The sequence below is a fragment of the Citrobacter sp. Cf136 genome (assembly GCF_030333815.1).
Classification (GTDB): domain Bacteria; phylum Pseudomonadota; class Gammaproteobacteria; order Enterobacterales; family Enterobacteriaceae; genus Citrobacter; species Citrobacter freundii.
In genome coordinates this window covers 16,090-32,468 of sequence record NZ_JAOWFE010000037.1, presented here as the reverse complement: position 1 = coordinate 32,468, position 16,379 = coordinate 16,090, and the positions used below count along the sequence as shown (strand labels likewise).

The window sequence follows — 16,379 nt, the reverse complement described above, 5'->3', positions numbered from 1 at the left end:
AGATCAGACATGCTAACCATTGATGTAGCCGCAGACATCGTTGCCAGCGGTATAAAAGTTGTGATCATTTTAGTCTGTGTGTTGGTCGTTCCCAGCCTGCTGGTCGGTATGTTGGTCAGCATTTTTCAGGCTGTGACGCAGATTAACGAACAAACGCTTAGTTTTTTACCCAGGCTAATCGTCACCCTCGCGGTATTGGGTATTTGCGGAAAATGGATGATCGTCCAGTTGAGCGATCTCTGCGTGCATCTGTTCACTCAGGCCGCCATTCTGGTGCACTGACATGCGCGAAACCGATATTACACAGTTAAGTAATCTGATACTGGGAATGTGGTTTCCCTTCGTGCGCATTATGGCGTTTATTCACTACGCACCAGTACTGGATAATGCCGCGCTGACCATACGTATACGCATTATTTTGTCACTGGCGTTGGCCTTTATCATTACGCCGCTTATCCCCCACCCGGTGCCCACCAGCCTGCTGTCGATGAACAGTATTATTTTGACCACGGAGCAGTTTCTGTGGGGAATGCTTTTCGGCCTGATGCTGCAGTTTTTATTTTTAGCGCTACAACTGGCGGGCCAAATCCTCTCTTTTAACATGGGGATGAGCATGGCGGTGATGAACGACCCCAGCAGCGGCGCGTCAACGACGGTACTGGCGGAAATGATCAACATCTACGCGGTGATACTGTTTTTTGCCATGGATGGGCATCTGCTGCTGGTGAGCATTTTATTCAAAGGCTTTACTTACTGGCCGATTGGCAATGCGTTGCATCCGCAATCTCTGCGCACGATTTCTCTGGCGCTGGGCTGGGTATTCGCCGCCGCCACACTGCTGGCGCTGCCGACAACCTTTATCATGCTGATTGTTCAGGGCTGCTTTGGTCTGCTAAACCGTATTGCGCCGCCGCTCAATCTGTACTCATTAGGTTTTCCCATTAACATGCTGGCGGGCCTGATCTGCTTTGCGACTCTGCTTTACAACCTGCCAGACCACTATTTGCACCTGGCGAATTTCGTCTTACAGCAGCTTGACGCGCTGAAGGGGCACTATGGCGGATAACAGTAGCGAAGAAAAAACAGAAAAACCCTCGGCGCAAAAACTTCGTAAGGCCAGACAAGAGGGACAAATACCGCGTTCAAAAGATATGGGGCTTGCCGCCAGTCTGTTTGCCGCGTTTATGGTGATCTCCAGCAGCTTTCCCTGGTACGAAGATTTCGTGCGTGAAAGCTTTATCAGCGTGCATCAGTACGCGCAGAACATTAATGACCCGGACATCATCGGTCAGTTCCTTGAACACCATCTGCTGATTCTGGGGAAATTCATCCTGACGCTGTTACCCATGCCGGTTGCCGCGCTGTTTGCCTCACTGGTTCCGGGAGGCTGGCTATTCCTGCCGAAGAAAATTTTGCCGGACTTTAGCAAATTAAGCCCGCTCAAAGGGATTGGTCGCCTGTTTTCTACCGATCATCTGGTGGATACCGGCAAGATGACGCTCAAAGCGATAGTGCTGCTGGTGATGCTATGGATCAGCGTACGCAATTACGTTGCCGCGTTTCTCGGCTTACAAGAGCTTCATTTCAAACAGGCCATCAGCGATGGTCTGGCGCTGTACAGCAGCATCATGCGCAACTTTGTCATACTGTTTGTTTTCTTTGCGTTGATCGATGTCCCTCTGGCGAAAAAAATGTTCACCAAAGGGCTGAAGATGACGAAACAGGAAGTGAAAGAAGAGTATAAAAATCAGGAAGGTAAACCCGAGGTTAAGGCCAGGATCCGTCGCCTGCAACGGCAAATGGCGATGGGGCAAATTCGCAAAGTTGTGCCAAAAGCCGATGTGGTGATCACCAACCCAACCCACTATGCCGTGGCGCTACAGTACGACCAGTCACGCGCCGCAGCGCCTTTCGTGGTTGCCAAAGGCACCGATGAAATCGCGCTGTATATCAGGCAGGTAGCGGCAGAAAGCAATATTGAAATCGTTGAGTTTCCTAAGCTGGCACGCTCCGTTTATTACACCACCCAGGTGAATCAACAGATCCCATTTCAACTGTATCGGGCGATTGCACACGTCCTGACCTATGTACTGCAAATGAAACACTGGCGTGATGGTTCCCAAACCCGCCCTTCTCTGAACAGACATATTTCCATTCCAAAAGAGGTTCTTAAACTGGATGCCGAAAACAACTAAACAATTCCTCGCGCTGCTGCGTAACGGTAACATCGGCATTCCGCTGGTCATACTGTGTATCCTGGCGATGGTGATCCTGCCGTTACCACCGGCCCTGCTGGATATTCTGTTCACCTTTAACATCGTGCTGGCGGTGATGGTGCTGCTGGTGGCCGTTTCCGCAAAACGCCCGCTCGAATTCAGTCTGTTCCCGACCATTTTGCTGATCACCACCTTAATGCGCTTGACGCTGAACGTGGCGTCAACACGCGTGGTGTTACTGCATGGGCATATGGGCGCAGGCGCTGCCGGTAAGGTGATTGAGTCTTTCGGTCAGGTGGTGATCGGCGGTAACTTTGTCGTCGGTTTTGTGGTGTTCATCATTCTGATGATCATTAACTTTATCGTAGTGACCAAAGGTGCGGAGCGTATCTCCGAAGTTTCTGCCCGCTTTACGCTGGACGCCATGCCCGGTAAGCAGATGGCGATCGACGCCGATCTGAACGCAGGACTGATTAATCAGGCGCAGGCGCAAGCGCGACGTAAAGACGTAGCGGGCGAAGCGGATTTCTATGGCGCGATGGATGGTGCGTCAAAGTTCGTGCGCGGCGATGCCATCGCCGGGATGATGATCCTGGCTATCAACCTGATCGGCGGCGTCTGTATCGGGATCTTTAAATACGATTTAAGCGCCGAAGCCGCCTTCCAGCAATACGTCCTGATGACCATCGGTGACGGCCTGGTCGCCCAGATCCCTTCTCTGCTGTTGTCGACAGCTGCAGCGATCATCGTCACCCGCGTAAGCGACAGCGGCGATATTGCCACGGACGTGCGTAGCCAACTGCTGGCCAGCCCCTCCGTGCTGTATACCGCCACCAGCATAATGTTTGTGCTGGCAGTGGTGCCGGGGATGCCGCATTTCCCCTTCCTGATTTTCAGCGCCCTGCTGGGATTCACCGCCTGGCGCATGAGCAAGCGACCGAAGGTGGCTGAGACCGACGAGAAAAATCTCGAAACGCTGACCAAAACCATCGCTGAAACCACCGAGCAGCAGGTCAGTTGGGAAACCATCCCCTTAATAGAACCTATCAGCCTAAGCCTGGGATATAAGCTGGTGTCGTTGGTCGATAAATCCAAAGGGAATCCGCTCACTCAACGCATTCGCGGTGTGCGACAGGTGATCTCAGACACGAACGGCGTACTGCTGCCGGAAATTCGCATCCGCGAAAACTTCCGCCTTAAACCGACCCAGTACGCCATTTTTATCAATGGGATCAAGGCCGATGAAGCCGATATTCCCGCAGATAAGCTGATGGCGCTGCCCTCCAGTGAAACCTATGGCGAGATCGACGGTGTTTTAGGCCACGATCCAGCCTATGGTATGCCGGTCACCTGGATTGTTCCGGCGCAAAAAGCTAAAGCGTTAAATATGGGGTACCAGGTTATTGATAGTGCCAGCGTCATTGCGACGCATGTGAATAAGATCATTCGTAACTATATTCCAGAGCTATTTAATTACGATGATATTACGCAGTTGCATAACCGCCTCTCTTCTATGGCGCCACGTCTGGCGGAAGATTTGAGCGCAGCGCTGAATTACAGCCAGCTCTTGAAAGTGTACCGGGCGCTGCTTATCGAAGGTGTGTCATTGCGCGATATCGTCACCATAGCCACCGTACTTGTCGCCAGTAGCACCGTGACCAAAGATCATATTTTGTTAACGGCAGATGTGCGTCTGGCGCTACGTCGCAGCATTACCCACCCGTTTGTGCGCAAAGATGAGCTGGCCGTATATACGCTGAACAGTGAACTGGAGAATCTGCTGGCGAATGTGGTGAATCAGGCTCAGCAAAGTGGAAAAGTGGTGCTGGATAGCGTGCCGGTCGATCCCAATATGCTGAATCAGTTTCAGACCAATATGCCGCAGATAAAAGAACAGATGAAAGCGGCGGGGAAAGAGCCTGTGCTGCTGGTCGCACCGCAGTTACGTCCTTTGCTCGCGCGCTATGCGCGCCTGTTTGCCCCGGGCCTACAGGTGTTGTCTTATAACGAAGTTCCGGATGAACTGGAATTAAAGATCATGGGGGCGTTAAGTTAACGCCTGCCGAGGCGGTGTCATTACACCGCCTTTTTGATTACAGAATCGTATTTTCCGTAAGAATACGACGAGCGCCAAGATAATGATCCTGCCAGAAGTCATCGGATAAATTGCTCACCCGAATTGTTTCTCCCGTCCGCGGTGATTCAATAAATTGTCCCTGCCCCAAATAGACGCCCATATGATCGGCAATATCCCGGCTGTGAATATGAAAGAACACTAAATCACCACGGCGAAGATCGCGGTTAGCGACAATAGTAGCCCGTCGATAGTGATACATTTCATTCGCTGTCCGGGGCAATTTTGCTGCCAGGATTTTGTTGTAGGCATAAAAAATCAGCCCGCTACAGTCAAACCCTTCATCCGGATCGGTACCGCCCCACAAATAGGGTTTACCGAGCTGTTGCTCAAGTCGGTGGATGGCCACTTCAGTGATATTGTGTAGATGATTGCTACTGAGAAAATGGTCATTCTCAGCCAGTTCCTGCCAGCGATGGTCGCTGGCTTTTAGTGGGCCAGGGAACCACTCCGGGTGCTGTTTAATCAGCGCTCGGTTCTGCTGGCGCAGCGCGCTTTTACTTTCTGCGTTGCCTTCCACCACGTAGCTTGCCTGCTTTTTTACCTGTGCGTGATACTGCTTCAGCAGCCGGGCGCGGTTACGCATCCGCAAGTGCGCCGCATAGCTTACATGGGCGTCAGATAAATGGGGCTGAACTTTGGCGACAGACGGTAAAGACAGCACAACACACAAAGACAGCAGACCCGGCAAGAAGCAACGGGGTGCAGAGACAAAAAACATGAAAAGAAGAATACCTGGTCAAACACGTTCGCCGCAGTCTACCGCTATTGCCCATCATTCCTTTTTAATATTCGATTATTAAATAATTAATTTTTTAAATTCAATAGAATAGACATTCTTCACTAATAAGACGAAATGCAGTGTGCTAACCAGCAAAACAAGCCAGTGTCTGACTGCCTTTAAGCACAATTTTCCGTATAAAGAAAAACTAAAGTGTAAACGCCGCACGAGAGACTTGCGAAAAACTCTCTTGGTGCTAATGTGAGCGCTCCAGATCCAGATTTATCCGATTTGGGGACTCTTTTTGCCGTCCTGGCGTGTGTAATCGTTTTATCAAGGAATAAGCAGTATGCGTAAAATCGCATTTTTTCTTGCGATGCTTTTATTGCCGTGCGTTTCGTTTGCCGGTTTGCTGAGCAGCAGCAGCCCGACTACGCCTGTCAGCAAAGAATATAAGCAGCAATTAATGGGCTCCCCCGTTTATATCCAGATCTTCAAAGAAGAGCGAACGTTGGATCTGTACGTCAAGATGGGCGAACAGTATCAATTGCTCGACAGTTATAAGATCTGTAATTATTCCGGTGGCTTAGGGCCGAAACAGCGTCAGGGTGATTTCAAAAGTCCGGAAGGGTTTTACAGCGTTCAGCGTGGACAGCTGAAACCGGATAGCCGCTTCTATAAAGCGATTAACATTGGTTTCCCTAATGCCTACGATCGCGCACACGGTTATGAAGGTAAATACCTGATGATCCACGGCGCCTGCGTTTCCGTCGGCTGCTACGCGATGACCGATAACGGCATTGATGAGATTTTCCAGTTTGTCACCGGCGCGCTGGTGTTCGGGCAATCCAGTGTGCAGGTCAGCATTTATCCGTTCCGCATGACCGATGCCAACATGCAGCGCCATAAGTTTTCGTATTACAAAGATTTCTGGGCCCAGTTAAAGCCAGGATACGATTACTTTGAACAAACGCGTAAGCCACCGACCGTTTCCGTCGTCGATGGTCGTTACGTCGTCAGCAAGCCGTTGAGCCACGAAGTCGTTCAGCCGCAACTGGCATCAAACTACACGCTCCCCGAGACAAAATAATGCCCACTCGCCTGGCATAATCTTTTGCCAGGTTTCATTGCCGGTTAACGGTTGAGTGGCAATCACGGTGACCACATCATTGGGTGTGGTCTCTGAGCTAAAATCAATCTCCACATCCTGATCCAGCAATGTCGCCACGCCAAACGGCGCACGACGCGTGATCCAAAACAAATTGGTCGAGCAGAAGGCCATCACATAACGTCCGTCAGACAACAGCATGTTGAAGACGCCCTTCTCCCGCAGTTCTCCTGCCAGCATCGCGATATATTTAAACACCGCCGTCATATTGCCAGGCGTGCGCGGATAACGCTCCGTCAGCTTGTGAAGCAGCCAGCAGAAGGCTTTTTCGCTGTCGGTTTCACCGACCGGGCGGAAATTACCGGTCTCCAGTGATTTATAACCGCTGAGTTGCCCGTTATGGGCATACGTCCAGTTACGTCCCCATAGTTCACGGGTAAATGGATGGGTATTTTCCAGCGCAACTTCTCCACGATTCGCCTGACGAATATGGGCAATCACGGAACAGGATTTGATGGGATAGTCTTGTACCAGTTTGGCGATAGGCGAATTAAAGCTGGGTTGCGGATCTTTAAACGTACGGCAGCCCTTACCTTCATAAAACGTAATACCCCAGCCGTCTTTGTGCGGCCCGGTACCTCCGCCGCGCTGGACCAGCCCGGTGAAGCTAAAGCAGATATCGGTTGGCACATTGGCGCTCATCCCGAGCAGTTCGCACATACATCACCTACCTTAAAACCGTGAACTGCATGATGGCGCTGCGCTTATCAGGCCTACATGGCGCTCATGTAGGCCGGATAAGGCTTCAGCCACCATCCGGCAATCGTCTTCTTATGGTTTAACCATCTCTTTTTCGATCAACTGGATCAGGATATGGATCACTTTGATATGAATTTCCTGAATACGATCAGCATAGCCAAAGTGCGGCACGCGAATTTCGATATCCGCGCTGCCCGCCATTTTGCCGCCATCTTTACCGGTCAGGGTGATAACTTTCATCCCTTTCTCACGCGCTGCGGCAATCGCTTTAATTACGTTACCGGAATTACCCGAAGTCGAGATGCCTAACAGGACATCTCCCTCACGACCCACGGCTTCTACGTAGCGAGAGAACACATAATCGTAACCGAAATCGTTGCTGACGCAGGAGATATGGCTGACGTCAGAGATAGCGATAGCAGGGTAACCAGGACGGTTTTCACGATAGCGTCCGGTCAGCTCTTCGGCAAAGTGCATCGCGTCGCAATGGGAACCGCCGTTACCGCAAGAGAGTACCTTACCGCCGGCTTTAAAGCTGTCTGCCAACAGGACCGCCGCGCGCTGAATGGCGTGAATATTGGCGTCATCTTTAAGAAAATTAGCCAGCGTTTCCGCCGCTTCGCTCAGTTCGTTACGAATAAGATCCTGGTACATGAGGATATCCTTCAGCATGAATGTAAATGACAAGGTGCAGTGTACCGGATAGCGCTACCAGCGAGAAGTACAAGCCACAGGAATGGTTACGGCTTTTGATTTTTTGTGCCGGTTAAAACAGCAACAATGTGAGCTTTGTTGTAATTATTTTGTAAACACATTGCTAAAAGAATTTACATCCACTACAACCATATCATCACAAGTGGTCAGACCTCCTACAAGCAAGGGAGCTTTTCGTTATGATGATTTTGAGTATTATCGCTACGGTTGTTCTGCTCAGCGTTCTGTTTTATCACCGCGTGAGCTTATTCCTCAGCAGCTTAATTTTGCTCGCCTGGACGGCTGCGCTTGGCGTGGCTGGCCTGTGGTCAGTCTGGCTGCTGGTTCCTCTGGCCATTATTCTCGTACCGTTTAACTTTACGCCGATGCGCAAATCTATGATCTCTGCACCGGTGTTCCGCGGTTTCCGTAAAGTCATGCCGCCGATGTCGCGTACTGAGAAAGAAGCGATTGATGCCGGTACGACCTGGTGGGAAGGTGACCTGTTCCAGGGCAAGCCTGACTGGAAAAAACTGCATAACTATCCTCAGCCGCATCTGACTGCTGAAGAGCAAGCGTTTATTGATGGTCCAGTGGAAGAAGCGTGCCGCATGGCGAACGACTTCCAGATCACTCACGAACTCGCGGATCTTCCGCCGGAACTGTGGGCATATCTGAAAGAACACCGCTTCTTCGCGATGATCATTAAGAAAGAGTACGGCGGGCTGGAATTCTCAGCATATGCTCAGGCTCGCGTTCTACAGAAACTCTCCGGCGTTTCCGGGATCCTGGCGATCACCGTTGGCGTGCCTAACTCATTAGGCCCAGGCGAACTGCTGCAACATTACGGCACCGAAGAGCAGAAAAATCATTATCTGCCACGTCTGGCTCGCGGTCAGGAGATCCCATGCTTTGCTCTGACCAGCCCGGAAGCCGGCTCCGACGCAGGCGCGATCCCTGATACCGGCGTGGTTTGTATGGGCGACTGGCAGGGCCAGCAGGTGCTGGGTATGCGCCTGACCTGGAACAAACGCTATATCACGCTGGCGCCTATCGCTACCGTGCTGGGTCTGGCATTTAAACTCTCCGACCCGGAAAAACTGCTGGGTGGCGAAGAAGATCTTGGCATTACCTGTGCGCTGATCCCAACCTCAACGCCAGGTGTACAAATTGGGCGTCGTCACTTCCCGCTAAACGTGCCGTTCCAGAACGGTCCGACACTGGGCAAAGATGTGTTTGTACCAATTGATTACATCATCGGTGGTCCGAAAATGGCCGGTCAGGGCTGGCGCATGCTGGTGGAATGCCTGTCTGTGGGACGTGGTATTACCCTGCCATCTAACTCGACGGGCGGCGTGAAATCGGTCGCGATGGCCACCGGCGCGTATGCGCACATTCGTCGCCAGTTCAAAATCTCTATCGGCAAGATGGAAGGTATTGAAGAGCCGTTGGCACGTATTGCCGGTAACGCCTACGTGATGGACGCTGCAGCATCACTGATTACCTACGGCATTATGCTAGGTGAAAAACCGGCGGTGTTGTCGGCCATCGTGAAATATCACTGCACCCACCGCGGACAGCAGTCAATCATCGATGCGATGGATATCACTGGCGGTAAAGGCATTATGCTTGGCGAAAGCAACTTCCTCGCCCGTGCTTATCAAGGTGCGCCAATCGCTATTACCGTTGAAGGTGCCAACATTCTGACCCGTAGCATGATGATCTTCGGTCAGGGTGCGATTCGCTGCCATCCGTATGTTCTGGAAGAGATGGCTGCGGCACAGAGTAACGATGTGAATGCGTTCGACAAGCTGCTGTTCAAACACATCGGTCACGTCGGCAGTAACAAAGTGCGTAGCTTCTGGCTTGGCCTGACGCGTGGTTTAACCAGCAGCACGCCAACTGGCGATGCGACCAAACGTTACTACCAGCACCTGAACCGTCTGAGCGCCAACCTGGCCCTGCTTTCAGATGTGTCGATGGCTGTACTGGGCGGTAGTCTGAAGCGTCGTGAACGTATCTCCGCACGTCTGGGCGATGTGTTAAGTCAGCTGTATCTGGCCTCCGCGGTGCTGAAGCGTTATGACGACGAAGGCCGTCATGAAGCGGACCTGCCGTTGGTTCACTGGGGCGTTCAGGATGCGTTGTACAAAGCGGAACAGGCGATGGACGATCTGCTGAAGAACTTCCCGAACCGTCTGGTCGCGGGCTTGCTGAATGTGGTTATCTTCCCTACCGGTCGCCACTACCATGCACCGTCTGACAAATTGGATCATAAAGTCGCGAAGATTTTGCAGGTTCCAAGCGCTACTCGTTCTCGTATTGGTCGCGGTCAATATCTGACGCCAAGCGAGCATAACCCGGTTGGTTTGCTGGAAGAGGCGCTGCTGGACGTGATTGCAGCCGACCCAATCCACCAGCGGATCTGTAAAGAGTTGGGTAAAAACCTGCCATTTACCCGTCTCGACGAACTGGCGCACAATGCGCTGGCGAAAGGGCTGATTGATAAAGATGAAGCCGCGATTCTGGTGAAAGCCGAAGCGAGCCGCCTGCGCAGTATCAACGTGGATGACTTTGAACCCGAGGAGCTGGCGACTCAGCCGGTAAAGCTGCCAGAGAAAGTGCGTAAAGTCGAAGCCGCATAACGACACTCGCACGACGTTTAGCCCCGCTTAATGCGGGGCTTTTTATTGCCACATTTTCATTAATGCTCATGCTACAGTGTCAAAATGTTGTTCAACGAGGAGCCTCGATCGTGCCTGGTTTGAAAATTACTCTGCTGCAACAACCATTGATCTGGATGGATGGCCCGGCCAACCTGCGCCATTTTGACCGACAACTGGAAACCGTCGCCGGACGTGATGTCATTGTATTGCCTGAGATGTTTACCAGCGGATTTGCCATGGAAGCGGCAAATAAATCGTTGTCGCAAGAAGAAGTTGTAAGCTGGATGCGTAGCAAAGCGCAGCAGACAAATGCCCTGATAGCAGGTAGCGCGGCGATACAGTCTGAACGGGGGCCGGTGAATCGTTTTTTGCTGGTTGAACCCGAAGGTAATGTGCATTTCTACGACAAGCGCCATCTGTTCCGCATGGCGGATGAGCACCAGCATTACCAGGCGGGTGACACGCGCGTTATTGTTGAATGGCGCGGCTGGCGCATTCTGCCGTTGGTCTGTTATGACCTGCGTTTTCCGGTATGGTCGCGCAATCGCAACGATTACGACCTTGCGTTGTATGTTGCCAATTGGCCTGCGCCGCGTTCGCTACACTGGCAGGTTTTGCTCGCCGCACGAGCGATTGAGAACCAGGCTTATGTAGCAGGATGTAACCGCGTGGGCACTGACGGTAACGGGCATCATTATCGCGGTGACAGCCGGGTGATTAATCCGCAGGGTGAGATTATCGCCACCGCCGAGCCGCATCAGGCCACACGCATTGACGCAGAACTGTCTCTCTCAGCGCTGCGTGAATATCGCGAGAAATTTCCCGCCTGGCAGGACGCCGACCCGTTCACGCTATAACTATCGCCTTAACTCCCGCTGCACAACGTTTTTCCGTGGCGGGATTGTTTCACTCCGTAACCAACCGCAAAACAAATTCGCGTGGCGACATGCGGTGGGCATCGTATCCTGCAAAAGATAATCACTCGTAACCAGCGAGTGACTGACAATGTTAATAATTCCCTTATCAGGATCTCGACATGAAGAACTTCTTACGCATGACTTTGCTGGCAGTTACCGTGGCTGGCGCTTCTTTTAGCACGCTTGCAGCAACCACATCTAATGTTCCGGCTCCAGCCCAGGATCCGATAGTACAACATCTTAAGTTGAGCACTGACCAGGTTGCGCAGATTAAAAAACTGCACCAGCAGCTTGAAACCAACGTAAGCCAGATTTCGGTGAAGGATGTTAAAGACGGCGCGTTGATTGACGTCATCAAGTCCGGGAAGTGGGATGAAGCAGCCGTCAAAAAACAGCTTTCGGCATTCAGCAACATCGAACAGCAGGCGCGTTATTATCGCGTGAAATACTATTTTGACCTGAACAAAGTGCTGACTCCAGAACAGCGCCAGCAGGTGCAAAAAGACATCGCCCAGACGCTAAGCGAGTAATTGCCAGAGCCTGGATCAGCAATGATTCAGGCTTTTCGGTAAAATCGCCTGTTCAAACAGAAAACCCTGTACAGCATCTGCGCCGCTCATACGGCAAATGGCATAATCCTGTGGCGTTTCTACCCCCTCAATGACAACCCGTTCACCCAGCCCACGAAACTGATTGACCAGAACCCTCAACTGCCACTCCGATGTTCTGAACTGATGAAACATTCCACTTTCAATTTTGATGGCATCGAAACGGATGCCCGACAGCCGCCAGACAAAAAATAGCTCAGGTGAAACATCATCCAGCCACACGCGAAACCCGTGACGCACCAGCGTTTTTACGGCGATGCATACGGCCTGCTGCTCTGCCTTCTCCAGCCGCATCATGGAGCCCGGATCCTGAATCTCAATAACAATCCGCCCCTGATGCACCTGCTTTGTGAGACGCGTGACCCATGATAGACAGGTCAGCATCCTGACGGATAAATTCAACGAATAGCTTCCAGAAAGAGCCAGCACCCGTTGCATTTGCCATAGAAAAAGCTGCTGTTTTGCCGCAATTGAAAGGTGCTTGAAAAACAAATCCAGTGGGAGCGGAGTGCGTACCTGACTTAACACTTCACAGACATCCAGCGATACGTCATCAAAAAAATGAATGCGCTGCAAACGGATCCCAGTGATCTGCAGCAGTTCGGCGTTGCGGGGAAGTTCTGGCACATAACGGGCCTGTTCGCTGAATCTGTTCATATCATTCCATTATTTTATTAAAAGGACGTCGTGCATCCTGCAGCCACGGGATACGGCGATCGTTCGGGTATATCAGGCAAAAGCGCGTCGCCAGACGATGCGCCTCGACAAGGTCGCGCTGTTGCAACGCCAGCAAGATTTGCGTGAAGGAGACATTAGGGTCTGGGTGAACGCGCACATAGTCAGGCGCCCAGCGGCGAACCGCCTCCAGCCAACGAGCGTCCCGGGTACGCTGATACCGTTGCAGATACCCCATCTGGACATCAAACCGATAGCGACTGGTAAGAAGCCAGCCTCCTACAGGGAGCGATTCGGCAAGATGCCACTGCGATGACTGCCTTTCCGCCAGCGTCAGTTGCTGTTGCGTATGCAGCGTGAGAAGCAGCAATGGCGCGACGGTCAGTAGCGAGATAACCCCTGGCGCGCGAATCAGCCACGTCGACGTAAGCACCAGGCGTATTCCAGCTCGGTCGCTGTCTGCACATCGAAGCAACAGGATCAGCAGTAGCCAATGCGGCGTTGACTGCCTGACGGGGTATTCCGTCAGCATATGAATCACCACCGGCAGCGCCGCCACCAGACAGGCGCGACGCCAACGATTTCCATGCATCCAGAGCCAGAAACCACTCGCAATAAAACACAGCGCTCCCACCAGCCCAACCAGACCGCCCTCCACCAGCCATAACACCAGTTCATTGTGCGGATGCGAGATGCTGCTCAACCCCAACGGTCCCGCACGTTCGAGAAACACGGCGGCAAAACTGCCCACGCCCCACCCCGTCCACGGGCGTTCGGCAAATAATGCCAACGACGTTTTGAGTACCGTCCAGCGCACCTGGGAAGTGGTGAAGTGATCGACCGTTGCAACGGACAAAAAATGGCGAACGAGCGACCCCGCCGCCATGCCTGACGCCAACGGCAACAGGAGTAGTAACAACGTACGCCGTTGCGCCGGGAAAACCGCCAGCAGCAGCACTTCACCGACTACCAGAGACAGGTAACCGGTTTGCGACTGGGATTCATGCAGCACAAATCCCATCATCACCAGGCCAACCCCGATGACAATTCGATACCCGTCGCGCAGCCGTAAAAAGAGCGTGGCTGACAGCAACACGCTACAGGCCGTAAAGCTGGCCAGCAGGTTGACCTGCTGAAAAATGCCGTAAGGCCGTGTACCACGTCGCCAGGCAAACTCCCAGTAATCCACGCCCGGCAAATGCCAGTACTGATAGACAAACACCAGACATTCAATCACGCACGCCCCCCATAGCAGGGCCAGCAGTGCCGTCAGGGTGTTTGCCGTGAGAGGAATTTGCAATGTGACCAGATAGACGCTCACACCTCCCAGTAACGCCCCCGCCACCAGTAGTGCCTCGGCCTGCCTGACGTCAGGTGTTAGCAGGCAAAGCAACATCAGGATGAACGCCCCGATCGTAAAACCCGCAGTTGGCAAAGTGATGCGCCAGCGTTGACGAGGCGCCAGCATCAATGCGCTTGCAGCCAGTACAACAGCGTAGATCCAGCTCGTAATATTAAGCGGCAACGACAGACCGCTGCCGCCGTTGTTCGGCCAGTAGAGATGCATGGCCCCACACCAGAAAAACAGACTAATACCGAGCAATAATTTCTGCGCAGGCAGCGGCGCAATGCGATTCAGTACGTTCATCATGCTACTGGTAGTTCAACGTCCAGGTCCCGCTGGCGCTGAACGGACCGTATTCGAGAGACTGATTTTTTATCGCCGATGGCTCCGCTGCGACCCACGCCAAAAAATTCAGCGTCATCGAACCTTCTGTTATCTCTTTGACTGATGTGCTCTCATCAAGGCGGATTGCCGTGCCGTCCTCTTCGCTCATCCCAATCCCGATCCCTGACGCGCCGCCTTGTTCACTGCTATCCAGCGCCAGATGATCGGCCAGCTCCGCATCCTCACGACCGCTGAAGGTAACCGAGATCCCACGGAAAACCTCAGGATTGCAGTCGCGTAACTGGATGCTGAATTTTTCCGGCTTACTGCGCCCCGAGAGATAGAGATCCTGCGTCGCGATTTGCTTGAAATCGACCTCGATTTTGTCGCCACCCGGTGCAAGGCTGCAGGCCAGCGCTCTGATGGTGCCGTGAAAATACATATCGCCGCCGACCAGTTTGGTGTCGGCCTGTGCCATGCTGCCAAGCAGTAACATACCGGTCGCGAATAACGCCGAGAATCTCATGACATCCCCCTACTGAAACTGCGCGACAACGGTGGCAGAGGCTTCAAATTCACCTTCCTTCACGCTTCCCACGCCCGGCTTTGCCACCGGCGCGGCGGTGAGATTCCAGTCGCCCTGATTCTGGTAAAACCCCTTCACGTTGTAAAATTGATTGGGCACGACGGTGCCACCACTCTCGTCTTTAAGCATAATGCCGAGATCGTCGCGTTTTTGTCCGCCGCTTAACGTGCCGAGGAGATTACCGTTAAATCCCGCCGTGCCTGACGCCGTGGTCGTTTGCACGCCAAGATTGATATTCAGCGCGCCCTGATCGAAGCTGCCGCCTTCACACACCACATGTATAGGGATTGGCTTACTATAGTTAGTGCCGTTGAGCCGGGCAGCGGATCCTGGCAAATCGCCAAACTCAATGCTGATTTTGTCTCCCCGGTTGAAGGTGCATTTGTCCGGTACGGTAATCAGCCCGGATTTAATCACCACGCGGGAAATTGGCGTTGTCGGCGTAGGACCAGCATCCCCTAAGCGCCCAGCAACCTCCACCAGCGACTGGGAGGTAATATTGATGCCATTAATAATGGGTTTTGTGACAATAAACGTCACTTTCCCTTTTGAACCACTTTCTATGTTGGTAGCCCGCTCGTAACCTTTGCGCTTTTTGCAGCTATGATCGTTATAACGATTTGAAAAATTGGTAAAAGGTGCCTGAACGTAGTTGTTATAACGCCCGGCGACCCACACCTGTACTTCCACATCCAGATACTCGTTTAGACGAAAACGGTTCGCTCCCTGATTGGAAGGCGGCATCGTGGTCGTGGTGGTGTAGTAAATCGGTTGTCGGGAGATGTCAGCCTGTTCGCAGTGAAAATCCACTACATACCAACTGCCAAGATTCCAGGGGAACGGCTCCGTTCTGCCGCCCACGTGGTTTTTGCTGACATCCAGCGAGTTCAGTTCAATATCGTACTGATGCGGCGACCCACCTTCCGGCTCACCTTCTCCCTGTGTAAATGCATGCCCGGCCAGAGGACAGCCTGCCAGCACCCCCCACAGCAGCATTTTGCGCAATACGCTCATAGATACTCCAGCTTAAGTCTGACCAGACCGTTAAATTCTCCGGCGGTCACCTCTCGCCCAAAAGATTCCAGCGCGGCAAGAAAATGAATGGCGTTATCGCCCGGTTTGAGGATCCACATGCGTTGCGGTTGATTCAGGTGGATCAACTGCTTACGTTCAGTCAGTAGCCGGATGCCCGCGCCGCGAACATCGCCACGAATGCGCCCCAAATCGCTGTTTTCAGGTGCGCCTTCAGCCATCATCGTCATCGAAACACCACGCTCCACCGTGCTGTAAGCAAGCTCAGGCATCTCACTGGTCTGCCCGGGAAAATCCCTTAAGGTATGACCGGAGCCCTTTAAACAGCCGTTCAGATACAGCGTGACCAATACCGGATCGCTGCGATCGCCGCCCTGGCGAAATCGGCTGGCGGAAATATCACCAAGATCGATAGTCTGATCGCGGGAGGCCATATCCAGCACGCACGGCGAAACGAATACCCGACCATGAAAGCGGACATTGCCATACTCACCGGACACGTTGCTCATATCCTGGCGACCGCTTGTGGCCTGAACCGAGCAGGCCATGCCCGCCATCAGCAGAGCGCAAAGCATCTTTTTCATTTACGAATCCT

At 52.6% G+C, this 16,379-nt stretch carries 16 protein-coding genes; 8 read left to right on the top strand and 8 right to left on the bottom strand.

Features of this window, described 5'->3' with window-relative positions:
• Positions 1 to 9 precede the first annotated feature (9 nt).
• Genes OGV98_RS14010 through flhA form a run of 4 tightly spaced genes read left to right on the top strand, consistent with a single transcriptional unit; the run spans position 10 to position 4,272 of the window.
• Positions 10 to 282 (top strand): flagellar biosynthetic protein FliQ, encoded by a 273-nt coding sequence (locus OGV98_RS14010; protein ID WP_003838859.1) that lies wholly within the window; start codon positions 10 to 12, stop codon positions 280 to 282.
• 1 nt (position 283) lies between these two features.
• Complete coding sequence (gene fliR, locus OGV98_RS14005; RefSeq protein WP_003843839.1) at positions 284 to 1,066, top strand: flagellar biosynthetic protein FliR; 783 nt, start codon at positions 284 to 286, stop codon at positions 1,064 to 1,066.
• Complete coding sequence (flhB, locus tag OGV98_RS14000) at positions 1,056 to 2,195, top strand: flagellar biosynthesis protein FlhB (RefSeq protein ID WP_286551621.1); 1,140 nt, start codon at positions 1,056 to 1,058, stop codon at positions 2,193 to 2,195. Before fliR ends, flhB begins: the two co-directional genes overlap by 11 nt.
• A complete protein-coding gene (flhA, locus tag OGV98_RS13995) occupies positions 2,179 to 4,272 on the top strand; it encodes a flagellar biosynthesis protein FlhA (RefSeq protein ID WP_003838865.1) in 2,094 nt (697 codons plus the stop codon). The genes flhB and flhA overlap by 17 nt, the downstream gene beginning before the upstream one ends.
• A 37-nt stretch (positions 4,273 to 4,309) precedes the next feature.
• On the opposite strand, the gene OGV98_RS13990 is transcribed toward flhA, so the two are convergent.
• Positions 4,310 to 5,071, bottom strand: coding sequence for a C40 family peptidase (locus OGV98_RS13990; protein ID WP_049001910.1), 762 nt, complete (start codon positions 5,069 to 5,071; stop codon positions 4,310 to 4,312).
• Positions 5,072 to 5,420: 349 nt separating this feature from the next.
• Between OGV98_RS13990 and dpaA the strand changes: the two genes are divergently transcribed.
• Complete coding sequence (dpaA, locus tag OGV98_RS13985; protein WP_003830823.1) at positions 5,421 to 6,161, top strand: peptidoglycan meso-diaminopimelic acid protein amidase; 741 nt, start codon at positions 5,421 to 5,423, stop codon at positions 6,159 to 6,161.
• Here the strand turns inward: dpaA and OGV98_RS13980 are convergent.
• Both OGV98_RS13980 and lpcA read right to left on the bottom strand, forming a co-directional pair.
• Positions 6,132 to 6,899, bottom strand: a complete 768-nt coding sequence (locus OGV98_RS13980) for a class II glutamine amidotransferase (RefSeq protein ID WP_003031388.1) — start codon at positions 6,897 to 6,899, stop codon at positions 6,132 to 6,134. The genes dpaA and OGV98_RS13980 overlap by 30 nt on opposite strands.
• A 111-nt stretch (positions 6,900 to 7,010) precedes the next feature.
• The gene (lpcA, locus tag OGV98_RS13975) at positions 7,011 to 7,592 is read right to left on the bottom strand and encodes a D-sedoheptulose 7-phosphate isomerase (RefSeq protein ID WP_003031390.1); all 582 of its coding nucleotides are present in this window, start codon (positions 7,590 to 7,592) and stop codon (positions 7,011 to 7,013) included.
• A 239-nt stretch (positions 7,593 to 7,831) separates the two neighbouring features.
• Here lpcA and fadE point away from each other — a divergent pair, with 239 nt between their 5' ends.
• The 3 genes from fadE (at position 7,832) to OGV98_RS13960 (ending at position 11,744) form a co-directional block, all read left to right on the top strand.
• Positions 7,832 to 10,276, top strand: a complete 2,445-nt coding sequence (fadE, locus tag OGV98_RS13970; RefSeq protein ID WP_003031392.1) for an acyl-CoA dehydrogenase FadE — start codon at positions 7,832 to 7,834, stop codon at positions 10,274 to 10,276.
• Positions 10,277 to 10,386: 110 nt separating this feature from the next.
• Positions 10,387 to 11,154 carry an amidohydrolase gene (locus tag OGV98_RS13965; protein ID WP_016149591.1) on the top strand — a complete coding sequence of 256 codons (768 nt, stop codon included), beginning with the start codon at positions 10,387 to 10,389 and terminating at the stop codon, positions 11,152 to 11,154.
• A 179-nt stretch (positions 11,155 to 11,333) separates the two neighbouring features.
• On the top strand, positions 11,334 to 11,744 hold the full coding sequence (locus tag OGV98_RS13960; RefSeq protein WP_016149590.1) for a Spy/CpxP family protein refolding chaperone: 411 nt from the start codon (positions 11,334 to 11,336) through the stop codon (positions 11,742 to 11,744).
• Positions 11,745 to 11,759: 15 nt separating this feature from the next.
• Here the strand turns inward: OGV98_RS13960 and OGV98_RS13955 are convergent, their stop codons facing one another.
• The 5 genes from OGV98_RS13955 to OGV98_RS13935 are packed head-to-tail and all read right to left on the bottom strand — an operon-like array spanning position 11,760 to position 16,368.
• Positions 11,760 to 12,479 (bottom strand): EAL domain-containing protein, encoded by a 720-nt coding sequence (locus tag OGV98_RS13955; RefSeq protein WP_003838873.1) that lies wholly within the window; start codon positions 12,477 to 12,479, stop codon positions 11,760 to 11,762.
• A 1-nt stretch (position 12,480) separates the two neighbouring features.
• Positions 12,481 to 14,148, bottom strand: coding sequence for an O-antigen ligase family protein (locus tag OGV98_RS13950; RefSeq protein WP_044714312.1), 1,668 nt, complete (start codon positions 14,146 to 14,148; stop codon positions 12,481 to 12,483).
• Between the two features lies 1 nt (position 14,149).
• Complete coding sequence (locus OGV98_RS13945; protein WP_044702515.1) at positions 14,150 to 14,692, bottom strand: fimbrial protein; 543 nt, start codon at positions 14,690 to 14,692, stop codon at positions 14,150 to 14,152.
• A gap of 9 nt (positions 14,693 to 14,701) precedes the next feature.
• Positions 14,702 to 15,766 carry a fimbrial protein gene (locus OGV98_RS13940; protein ID WP_044714309.1) on the bottom strand — a complete coding sequence of 355 codons (1,065 nt, stop codon included), beginning with the start codon at positions 15,764 to 15,766 and terminating at the stop codon, positions 14,702 to 14,704.
• Positions 15,763 to 16,368 (bottom strand): fimbrial protein, encoded by a 606-nt coding sequence (locus OGV98_RS13935; protein ID WP_032948581.1) that lies wholly within the window; start codon positions 16,366 to 16,368, stop codon positions 15,763 to 15,765. Before OGV98_RS13935 ends, OGV98_RS13940 begins: the two co-directional genes overlap by 4 nt.
• Positions 16,369 to 16,379: the final 11 nt, after the last annotated feature.

What these genes read in the sequence shown, in the direction of transcription:
- OGV98_RS14010 (WP_003838859.1), top strand. Translation starts at nt 10, where the DNA reads ATGCTAACCATTGATGTAGCCGCAGACATCGTTGCCAGCGGTATAAAA.
- fliR (WP_003843839.1), top strand. Translation starts at nt 284, where the DNA reads ATGCGCGAAACCGATATTACACAGTTAAGTAATCTGATACTGGGAATG.
- flhB (WP_286551621.1), top strand. Translation starts at nt 1,056, where the DNA reads ATGGCGGATAACAGTAGCGAAGAAAAAACAGAAAAACCCTCGGCGCAA.
- flhA (WP_003838865.1), top strand. Translation starts at nt 2,179, where the DNA reads ATGCCGAAAACAACTAAACAATTCCTCGCGCTGCTGCGTAACGGTAAC.
- OGV98_RS13990 (WP_049001910.1), bottom strand. Translation starts at nt 5,071, where the DNA reads ATGTTTTTTGTCTCTGCACCCCGTTGCTTCTTGCCGGGTCTGCTGTCT.
- dpaA (WP_003830823.1), top strand. Translation starts at nt 5,421, where the DNA reads ATGCGTAAAATCGCATTTTTTCTTGCGATGCTTTTATTGCCGTGCGTT.
- OGV98_RS13980 (WP_003031388.1), bottom strand. Translation starts at nt 6,899, where the DNA reads ATGTGCGAACTGCTCGGGATGAGCGCCAATGTGCCAACCGATATCTGC.
- lpcA (WP_003031390.1), bottom strand. Translation starts at nt 7,592, where the DNA reads ATGTACCAGGATCTTATTCGTAACGAACTGAGCGAAGCGGCGGAAACG.
- fadE (WP_003031392.1), top strand. Translation starts at nt 7,832, where the DNA reads ATGATGATTTTGAGTATTATCGCTACGGTTGTTCTGCTCAGCGTTCTG.
- OGV98_RS13960 (WP_016149590.1), top strand. Translation starts at nt 11,334, where the DNA reads ATGAAGAACTTCTTACGCATGACTTTGCTGGCAGTTACCGTGGCTGGC.
- OGV98_RS13955 (WP_003838873.1), bottom strand. Translation starts at nt 12,479, where the DNA reads ATGAACAGATTCAGCGAACAGGCCCGTTATGTGCCAGAACTTCCCCGC.
- OGV98_RS13950 (WP_044714312.1), bottom strand. Translation starts at nt 14,148, where the DNA reads ATGATGAACGTACTGAATCGCATTGCGCCGCTGCCTGCGCAGAAATTA.
- OGV98_RS13945 (WP_044702515.1), bottom strand. Translation starts at nt 14,692, where the DNA reads ATGAGATTCTCGGCGTTATTCGCGACCGGTATGTTACTGCTTGGCAGC.
- OGV98_RS13940 (WP_044714309.1), bottom strand. Translation starts at nt 15,766, where the DNA reads ATGAGCGTATTGCGCAAAATGCTGCTGTGGGGGGTGCTGGCAGGCTGT.
- OGV98_RS13935 (WP_032948581.1), bottom strand. Translation starts at nt 16,368, where the DNA reads ATGAAAAAGATGCTTTGCGCTCTGCTGATGGCGGGCATGGCCTGCTCG.